Genomic DNA, 9,408 nt, shown 5'->3' with positions numbered 1-9,408 from the left:
GGCCACACGCACGGGTCGACCTTCACCCACCGTCACAACCCGCCGTGGACCAGACCCACCCGCACCCTGCTTTGCTCTGCAGCCACATACGCAACCCTCACAGAACGTGGCAGGCTGCGTATCCGGCTGCAAAGCGAGGACGGGGACAGACCCCGCCGATGAGCGCAGGCAAGACGGCATCCTCGGAAGCTGGGCGGATCGTCGATGCCGGCCCGCTGGTACAGGCACGGCACTCAGTGGAACGCCATTGCCGTCGAGAGCCACCAGTCACCTCCATGGCGTTCCACTCGTGACTCGCCACCCCGTGGCCTCATCAGGTTGCCGGCGCCGAGCCGAAGTGGTGTGGGCGCGGACCGTGGCTGGTGAGGCGGCGCACCTCCGCCGAACCCGGTCGAGAGGCATGCACGTGCTTCGGGCGGGTCTTGCTCGGGATGCGGCCGGACGTCGGTCACCGCAGATGCCGGTTGGCGGCGTGCCATCATGTCGGGTCATGGAGATCTGGCACAACCCGTCCTGCTCGAAGTGCGCCACGGCCCGGGCCACCCTCGACGAGGCGCGGGTGCCCTACCGGCTGCGGGCGTACCTGGCGGAGCCGCCGAGCGCGGGCGAGTTGACCGAGGTGCTGCGCCGGCTGGACGCCCGGGCCTGGGACATCTGCCGCACCGGCGAGCCGGCCGCGGCGGCCCTCGGAATGGCCGACTGGCCCCGCGACGACGACGCCGAGCCGCGCTGGATCGCCGCGATGGTCGCGCACCCGGAGCTGATCCAGCGCCCGATCCTGCTGCTGGAGGACGGCAGCGCACTGGTCGGTCGTACCCCTGAGGCGCTGGACGAAGCGGTGCGCCGCGCGGACCAGTGACCCCCCGGGTCGGTCAGGAGGACGGCCGCGTCGCCTGCGCGTGCCGCTCGCGCAGCCGGTCCCGGATCTCCTCCGGGGTGTACGCCCGGCGCCGCCGTTCCGCCCGGGCCACGACCACGCCGGTCGCCGCGACGCCGGCGAGGCCGGCCAGTCCGAGCAGCTTCCACCACCGCATCCGTTGCCGCATCGGCCTAGGGTAGTCCGTTATGAGCATCAGCCTCGATGCGGCGGTGGAGCTGACCCGGACCGGGGACGTGTGGGTGTTCCGCGGGCGCAGCGTGCCGGACCGCGCCATCCAGTTCACCACCAACAGCCCGGTCAACCACGTGGGCATGGCGCTGGTCCTGGACGACCTGCCGCCGCTGATGTGGCACGCCGAGCTGGGCCGTTCGCTGCCGGACCGGTGGACCGGCACCCACCAGCGCGGCGTGCAGCTGCACGACCTGCGGGACGCGGTCTGCGTCTGGGCCAACCGGTACGGCCAGCGGGCCTGGCTGCGCCAGCTCGAACCCCCGGCCGACACCGCGATGGAGGAGGCGGTGCTGCGTACCGTGGCGCGTCTCGACGGCACTCCGTTCCCGTCCACCGCCCAGCTCGCCTGGCGGTGGGCGCGGGGTCGGGTGCCCGACCTGCGTCGTCGCCGGCCGTCCACGCTGGAGGGTGGGGGTGTGCCGGTGCGCGACCGGGCGCTGGAGACCGCGTACTGCGCCGAGGTGGTGGCGGTGACCTACGAGGCGATGGGGCTGCTGCCCGCCGGTCGCCGGCCCAACTGGTACGACCCGGGTCGGTTCTGGAGCGGCGACGACCTCGATCTCACCGGAGGCGCGCAGCTCGGCGCCGAGATCGAGGTACGCATCCCGCCGCGCTGACCAGGTTTGCCGGAGCCGCCGCGCGGTAATGGAGAGCCCCGTGACGGCTTCCACGCATCTCGCCGCGCTGACCGACTTCTTCGACCGGTATGGCGTGGCGCTGACCACCGGCGACCTGTCCGCCATCGCCGGCTGCTACGCGCTGCCCGGGCTGGTGGTCGCCGGCACGTACAGCTTCTCGTTCACCTCCCCGGCCGCGGTGACCCTCAGCTTCGTCGGCGCGGCCGCCGACTATCGGGAGCGGGAACTGGTCGCGGCCAATGCCCAGATCGAGGACGTGCAGCAGGTCTCCGCGCTGCTCACCGAGGTGGCGGTGCGGTGGGAGTTCCTGGACAGCCGGGGGCGGGCGGTGCCCGGTGAGCGCTACCGCTACCTGCTGCGGGCCACCGACGACGGGCCGGCCATCTGCACCGTCATCCGTACCGCCTGACGCGCGCCGGCGGGGGTGCCGTCCGCGGCTCAGCCGCCGACGCGCCGCTGGTCCACGACGACGACCACTGGACCGACGGCCCGCCGCCGCGGTTGCCGGGCAGCGGGCCAGCCGGCTGCGGCGCCGCCGGTGGCGCGTCGCCGCGTGATGCGGCTCGGTGAAGCGGTCCATGACGGACGGCCGGCAGAAACCTCGACATAGGACCGGGCCGAGCCGACCGGTCTTCCATCGACGGGTCCGGACGGCCTGGCCGACATGCGGTGCGCTCCGGTGCGTACGCCTCGTGGTGGCGGGCCGATCGCCGGGTGGTGGTCATCCGTTCTCCGCGTCCCGGTGGCCGGACGGGCGAAACCTGGCGGCCCGCTGCCACCCGCCGCTCACGGCTGGCTACGCTGGCGCTCGGCTTCGGCGAGGGGGGACGTGATGAACGCCGGACGTGGTCAACCGTCCGACGGGCCGTCGGCGCCCAGGCTGCTGATGTCGGTGCCGTGGATCGTGGTGCTGCTCGGCGTCGGCCTGCTCGCCACCCTGCTCGTGATCGCCCTGCTCGCGGCGCGGGGCCCGGAGCGCCGGGTGGTCCCGGCGGCCGCTGCGCCGCCGATCTACCTGCCGATGCAGGGCGTGGAGAGCCCCTCCGCCACGCCGGACGACCCAGCCGCGCCGCCGGTCACCGCCGAACCCACCGCCGCGCCGACGGCGTCGCCCAGCCCGTCGCGGCCGGTCGGCCCGACCCGGCCCGTCAGCCCGTCGCGGGCCGCGCCGGAGCTGGCCGAGCCCGCGCCGCTCGTGGCCGATGGCGCGGTCACCGCCCGGTACGAGGCCACCGGCAGCGATCGGCGGGGGTTCTCCGCCCGGCTGACCGTCGCGAACGGGTCCGGGGCGGGCCAGGACTGGACGGTGAAGTTGTCCTTCGCCGGCAACGTGAAGAGCGTCCAGGCCTCATCCGCCTCCGGGGTCTCGGCCAGTTCCCGCGGCGGCGGAGTGTTCGTGCTGGCCGGCACCGGGGCGCTAAAGCCGGGGCAGAGCGTCACCGTGCGACTGGAGTTCAATCGGACGGGCACGGGTGACCGGCCGGAACGGTGCACGATCAACGGCGCGGACTGCACCATCGGCTGAACCCGTCGCCCGGGGCCGCCATCACCTCCTCACCCTGGATCGTCGTCGGGATCGGCGCGATCGTCATGGTGCTGCTGGTCGTCGCGCTGACCTCGGTCGGCAGTAGACGGACCTACCCCGATCGGCCGGTGCGGCCGGTAGCGGCGGTCCCGCTGCCGGAGCCGGCGCCGGGCACGCTCACCCCGACGGTGACTGCGGTGGCGCCGGTGACTGGGATGGAGCCGGTCGCCACGACGCGGCCGGACGGCTGCACCGCCAACGGGGCGCGCTGCGCCGGTTTCTGAGCCCGCTCGCCACGGCGCCGTCGATCGTGGCCGCGTCCTCCGCCGGACACGCCGATCGTGGGAACGGGCACGTTTCGCAAGACAGCTGCTTTGTTGCGACTTGGTTTGCAAGGTATTGCAGAACGTTTCGGCAAGGGCTAGCGTGCGGGCGAATCAGCGACCAGAGAAAGGCCGTCGATGAAACCCCCGCCGATATCCCCCAAGGCGCTGCTCGCCTTGGTCTCCCTCCTCGTGCTCACGCTCGTCGGCGTGCCGGTCGCCGTTCACCAGCTGAGCGCCGACGGCAGCGACCGCGCTGCCGTCCCCGGCCTCCTCGCCGCCGCCAACGCCCCACAGTGGAGCCAGGAACCGTCCGCCGAGGCGCTGCTCAAGGCCGGCAGCAACAGCGCCCGGGCCGAGCAGTTCTACTTCGTCCTGCCGGACCGCTTCGCCAACGGGGACAAGCGCAACGACACCGGCGGGCTGACCGGCGACCGGCTCACCACCGGCCTGGACCCGAAGGACAAGGGCTTCTACCACGGCGGTGACCTCAAGGGGCTCATCGACAAGCTGGACTACATCCAGGGCCTGGGCACCACGGCCATCTGGCTGGCCCCGATCTTCAAGAACCGGCCCGTGCAGGGCACCGGCGCGGACGTCTCCGCCGGCTACCACGGCTACTGGATCACCGACTTCACCCAGGTCGACCCGCACTTCGGCACGAACGAGGAGCTGACGAGGCTGGTCGATCTCGCCCACCGGCGGGGCATCAAGGTCTACCTCGACATCATCGTCAACCACACGGCGGACGTCATCAGGTACGCCGAGAACAGGTACGGCTACGTCGACAAGCAGACCGCGCCGTACCGGGACGCGCAGGGGCGGGCCTTCGAGGACCGCAACTACGCCGACGGTACCCGGGACTTCCCGCAGGTCAACGAGAAGTCCTTCCCGTACACCCCGACCTTCGCCAGCGCGGCCGACGCGAAGGTCAAGGTTCCGGCGTGGCTGAACGACCCCACCATGTACCACAACCGGGGCGACTCCACCTTCGCCGGCGAGAACAGCGAGTACGGCGACTTCTTCGGCCTCGACGACCTCTGGACCGAGCGGCCCGAGGTGGTGCGGGGGATGACCGACATCTACGCGCAGTGGATCACGCGCGCCGGCGTCGACGGCTTCCGCCTCGACACGGTCAAGCACAGCAACCTCGACTTCTGGCCGCAGTTCAGCCGCGGCATCCAGCGGGCCGCGGAGAAGGCCGGCAAGCCGGACTTCTTCATGTTCGGCGAGGTCTACAGCGCCGACCAGGAGATCGAGTCGACGTACGTGCGCCAGGGCGGCCTGCCGGCCACCCTGGACTTCTCCTTCCAGGAGGCCGCACGCGGCTACACCGCCGCCGGCGGCTCGGCCAAGGCGCTCGCCGACCTGTACGCCCGGGACGACCTCTACGCCGCCCGGGACACCGACGCCAACCGGCTGACCACCTTCCTGGGCAACCACGACATGGGCCGGATCGGTTCCTTCGTCGCCGCCGCGGGCGGGGACGACGCCAGCCAACTGCGCCGCGACCAGCTCGCCCACCAGCTGATGTTCCTCACCCGCGGCCAGCCCGTCGTCTACTCCGGCGACGAGCAGGGCTTCACCGGCCCCGGCGGGGACAAGGACGCCCGGCAGGACATGTTCGCCAGCCAGGTGCCGGACTACCTCGACGACGACCTGATCGGCACCACCCGCACCCACGCCGGCGACCAGCACGACACCGGCCACCCGCTGTACCGGACCATCGGCGAGCTGGGTCGGCTGCGGCAGGCCCACCCGGCGCTGCGGGACGGCATCCAGGTCACCCGGTACGCCGCCGACGGTCCCGGCGTCTTCGCCTTCTCCCGGATCCTGCCCGCCGACCGCACCGAGTACGTCGTCGCGGTGAACAACGCTGCGAGCGCGCAGACTGTCACCGTGGACACCTGGTCGGCCGGTGCCACCTTCACCGGCGTCTACGGCGGTGCCGCCACCGCGACGGCCGGCGCCGACGGCAAGCTGAGTGTCACCGTGCCGGCCATGTCCGCCGTGGTGCTCCGGGCCGACCGCGCGATCCCGCAGGCCGGGGCCGCCCCGGCGGTCACCGTCACCGAGCCCGGCGACGCGCCGGTCGCCACCCGGGCCGCCGTCACCGCACAGGTCACCGGCGACCCCCTGGCGACCGTCACCTTTGCCGCCCGGGTGCCCGGCGGCAAGTGGACCCTGCTGGGCAGCGCGCACAAGGCGCCGTACACCGTCCACCACGACCTGACCGGCCTGCCGGGAGGCACGAAGGTCGAGTACAAGGCCGTGGTCCGCGACGGCAAGGGCCGCCTCGCCAGCACCCGGTCCACCGGCGTCGTCGGCACCCCCGTGCAGAGCGCGTCGCGGGACTGGGCGGTGGTGCACTACCAGCGCCCGGCCGGCGGATACGCCGACTGGGGCCTGTACACCTGGGGCGACATCGACCCGGCGTACCAGACCGAGTGGCCCAAGGGGCAGCCGTTCGCCGGTGAGGACTCCTTCGGCCGGTTCGCCTGGGTCAAGCTGAAGCCGGGCGCCAGGTCGGTCGGCTTCCTCGTGGTCGACAAGAACGGGACCAAGGACGTCGACCAGGACCGCAGCATCGACGTGACGCAGACCGGCGAGATCTGGGTCAAGCAGGGTGACCCGACGGTGTACCCGACCCGGCAGGCCGCCACCGGCGAGCCCGACCCGCCGGCCGACCAGGGCACCGCGGTCATCCACTGGCGCAAGGCGGACGGCAACTACGACGGCTGGGGCCTGCACCTCTGGGACGGCGCGGCCACCCCGACCGACTGGGGCAACCCGCTGAAGCCGGAGAAGATCGACTCCTTCGGCGCGGTGTTCCGGGTGCCCCTGGCCGCCGGGGCCACCGGGCTGAGCTACATCGTGCACTCCGGCGACGAGAAGGACCAGCCCGAGGACCAGCGGCTCGACTTCACCGCCGCCGGGCGCGAGGTCTGGCTGCTGGCCGGCAGCAAGGGCCGGCTGCTCCCGTCGACCAGCACGGGCGCCGCCCAGGACCTCGACATCACCAAGCAGAAGGCGCAGTGGATCGACCGGTCCACCGTCGCCTGGCAGACCGGGCCCACCGACGGCAAGCGGTACGCCCTGGTCGCCGCCCCGGCCGGTGGGCTGAGCATCAGCGACGGCGAGCTGGCCGGGACGTACACCACGCTGCCGTTGCGGGCGGAGCGCAACGGGCTCACCGAGGCCCAGCGCGCGGCGTGGCCGCACCTGTGGTCCTACCGCACCTTCAGCCTGGACCGGGCCGACCTGGCCAAGGTGCCGGCGGCGCTGCGCGGGCAGCTCGTGGTGACCGAGCGGGACGCCGAGGGCAAGCTGCTCGGCGCCACCGGGGTGCAGATCCCGGGCGTGCTCGACGACGTCTACCGGCCCGCCACCCAGGCGAAGCTCGGCCCGACGTTCACCGGCAAGGTGCCCACCCTGGCCGTCTGGGCGCCCACCGCGCGCACCGTCGCGTTGCAGCTCTTCGACTCGCCGACGGCCGAGCCGAAGACGGTGTCGATGAGCCGCGACGACCGCACCGGCGTCTGGTCGGTGCGCGGGACGAAGGACTGGACCGGGAAGTACTACCGCTACCGGGTGGAGGCCTGGCAGCCGGCGGCGCAGAAGCTGGTCACGGCGTCGGTGACGGACCCCTACTCGGTGGCCCTCGCGCCGGACTCGACCCACAGCCAGCTCGTCGATCTGGCCGACCCGGCGCTGGCCCCGGCCGGCTGGGCGGCGCTGCGCAAGCCGGCCGCGGTCCCGTCGGCGAAGGCGCAGATCCAGGAGGTGTCGGTCCGTGACTTCTCCATCGCCGACACCACCGTGCCGGCCGAGCGGCGCGGCACCTACCTCGCCTTCACCGATCCGAAGACCGCCGGCATGAAGCACCTCGCCGGGCTCGCCGAGGCCGGGGTGAACTACCTGCACCTGCTGCCGGCGTTCGACTTCGCCACCATCCCCGAGAAGCGGGCCGACCAGCGGCAGCCCGGCTGCGACCTGGCGGCGCTGCCGCCGGACTCGGACGAGCAGCAGAAGTGCGTGTCGGCCGTCGCCGACTCCGACGGCTACAACTGGGGGTACGACCCGCTGCACTACACGGTCCCGGAGGGCGGCTACGCCGTCGACCCGGTCGGGGCACAGCGGAGCACCGAGTTCCGGCAGATGGTCGCCGGGATCAACCGGGCCGGCCTGCGGGTGGTGATGGACGTCGTCTACAACCACACCTCGGCCGCCGGTACCGATCCGAAGTCGGTGCTCGACCAGGTGGTGCCGGGCTACTACCAGCGGTTGCTGGAGGACGGTACGGTCGCGAACTCGACCTGCTGCGCCAACACCGCCCCCGAGCACGCCATGATGGGCAAGCTTGTGGTGGACTCCCTGGTCACCTGGGCCAAGCAGTACAAGGTGGACGGCTTCCGGTTCGACCTGATGGGTCACCACCCGAAGGCGAACATCCTGGCCGTGCGCGCCGCGCTGGACCAGCTCACCCTGGCCAGGGACGGCGTGGACGGGAAGAAGATCCTGCTGTACGGCGAGGGCTGGAACTTCGGCGAGGTCGCGGGCGACGCCCGGTTCGTGCAGGCCACCCAGGCCAACATGGCGGGCACCGGGATCGGCACCTTCAACGACCGGCTCCGGGACGGGGTACGCGGCGGCGGCCCGTTCGACGGCAACCCGCGGATCCAGGGCTTCGCCTCCGGCCTGTGGTCCGACCCGAACGGTGACGACGTCAACGGCTCGGCGGCGGAGCAGCGGGCCCGGCTGCTGCACCAGCATGACCTGATCAAGGTGGGCCTGGCCGGCAACCTGCGCGGCTACCGGTTCACCGACTCGTCCGGGCGGCAGGTCACCGGCGCCCAGGTCGACTACAACGGCTCACCGGCCGGCTACACCGCCGCACCGGGCGAGGCGGTCACGTACGTCGACGCGCACGACAACGAGATCCTGTACGACGCGCTGGCGTACAAGCTGCCGCAGGGGACCTCGGCCGCGGACCGGGCCCGGATGCAGGTGCTCGCCCTGAGCACCGTGGTGATGGGGCAGGGGACGGGCTTCGTGACGGCCGGCTCGGAGCGGCTGCGCTCCAAGTCGCTGGACCGCAACTCGTACAACTCCGGTGACTGGTTCAACCAGATCCGGTGGGACTGCGCCCAGGGCAACGGGTTCGGCGCGGGCCTCCCGCCGGCGGCGGACAACGGGGACAAGTGGCCGTACGCCAAGCCCCTGCTGGCCGACCCGAAGCTGGTGCCGGACTGCGCGGCGATCGACCTGGCCGACGCCCGGTATGCCGAGCTGCTCCGGATCCGCCGGTCGTCGCCGGTGTTCGGGCTGACCACCGCCGACCAGGTGCAGCAGCGGGTCGCCTTCCCGCTGTCCGGTACGCAGGAGACCCCGGGCGTGCTCACCATGACCCTGGACGCCCGGGGCCTGGGCGGGGCGTGGAAGTCCGTCACGGTGGTCTTCAACGCCACGCCGGCGGCGGCGACGCAGACGGTGACCGGCCTGCGCGGGGCGGACGTGGCGCTGCACCCGGTGCTGCGTACGTCGGCCGACCCGGTGCTCCGGACGGCCTCCTTCGACGGGGCGACCGGCACGTTCACCGTCCCGGCGCGCAGCGTGGCGGTCTTCGTGCAGAGCTGACCCGACGGATCCGGCCCCCTGCCACCGAGGTGGCAGGGGGCCGGATCGCTGTGTGGGATAGGTTTCGCCAGCCGTCGGTCAGTTGAAGCAGTCCTTGACGGTGCCGCCGCAGTTGGTGGGGTCGTTGTCGGTGATGGTGGTCTTTTCGTCGAGCTTGACCTTGCCGTTGTTGTT

7 protein-coding genes are annotated in these 9,408 nt (G+C 72.5%); 6 read left to right on the top strand and 1 reads right to left on the bottom strand.

Annotated elements, in window-relative coordinates:
• Positions 1 to 490: 490 nt before the first annotated feature.
• Positions 491 to 859, top strand: a complete 369-nt coding sequence (locus tag ACFYML_RS25835) for an ArsC/Spx/MgsR family protein (protein ID WP_073838234.1) — start codon at positions 491 to 493, stop codon at positions 857 to 859.
• A gap of 13 nt (positions 860 to 872) precedes the next feature.
• Here ACFYML_RS25835 and ACFYML_RS25830 read toward each other — a convergent pair whose 3' ends face one another.
• Positions 873 to 1,046, bottom strand: coding sequence for a hypothetical protein (locus ACFYML_RS25830; RefSeq protein WP_357441994.1), 174 nt, complete (start codon positions 1,044 to 1,046; stop codon positions 873 to 875).
• 19 nt (positions 1,047 to 1,065) lie between these two features.
• On the opposite strand from ACFYML_RS25830, the gene ACFYML_RS25825 reads away from it, so the two are divergent.
• The 5 genes from ACFYML_RS25825 (at position 1,066) to pulA (ending at position 9,234) form a co-directional block, all read left to right on the top strand.
• On the top strand, positions 1,066 to 1,728 hold the full coding sequence (locus ACFYML_RS25825) for a hypothetical protein (protein WP_387423081.1): 663 nt from the start codon (positions 1,066 to 1,068) through the stop codon (positions 1,726 to 1,728).
• Between the two features lie 40 nt (positions 1,729 to 1,768).
• The gene (locus ACFYML_RS25820; protein WP_387423080.1) at positions 1,769 to 2,158 is read left to right on the top strand and encodes a hypothetical protein; all 390 of its coding nucleotides are present in this window, start codon (positions 1,769 to 1,771) and stop codon (positions 2,156 to 2,158) included.
• A gap of 423 nt (positions 2,159 to 2,581) precedes the next feature.
• Complete coding sequence (locus ACFYML_RS25815) at positions 2,582 to 3,274, top strand: cellulose binding domain-containing protein (RefSeq protein ID WP_387423079.1); 693 nt, start codon at positions 2,582 to 2,584, stop codon at positions 3,272 to 3,274.
• Positions 3,238 to 3,558, top strand: coding sequence for a hypothetical protein (locus tag ACFYML_RS25810; protein WP_387423078.1), 321 nt, complete (start codon positions 3,238 to 3,240; stop codon positions 3,556 to 3,558). The genes ACFYML_RS25815 and ACFYML_RS25810 overlap by 37 nt, the downstream gene beginning before the upstream one ends.
• Before the next feature lie 177 nt (positions 3,559 to 3,735).
• Positions 3,736 to 9,234, top strand: coding sequence for a pullulanase-type alpha-1,6-glucosidase (gene pulA, locus ACFYML_RS25805; protein WP_387423077.1), 5,499 nt, complete (start codon positions 3,736 to 3,738; stop codon positions 9,232 to 9,234).
• Positions 9,235 to 9,408 lie beyond the last annotated feature (174 nt).

The sequence above is a fragment of the Micromonospora sp. NPDC007230 genome, from assembly GCF_042869115.1.
Lineage (GTDB): Bacteria > Actinomycetota > Actinomycetes > Mycobacteriales > Micromonosporaceae > Micromonospora.
The sequence above is the reverse complement of the archived record's forward strand: the minus strand, read 5'-3'. Positions and strand labels throughout refer to the sequence as shown.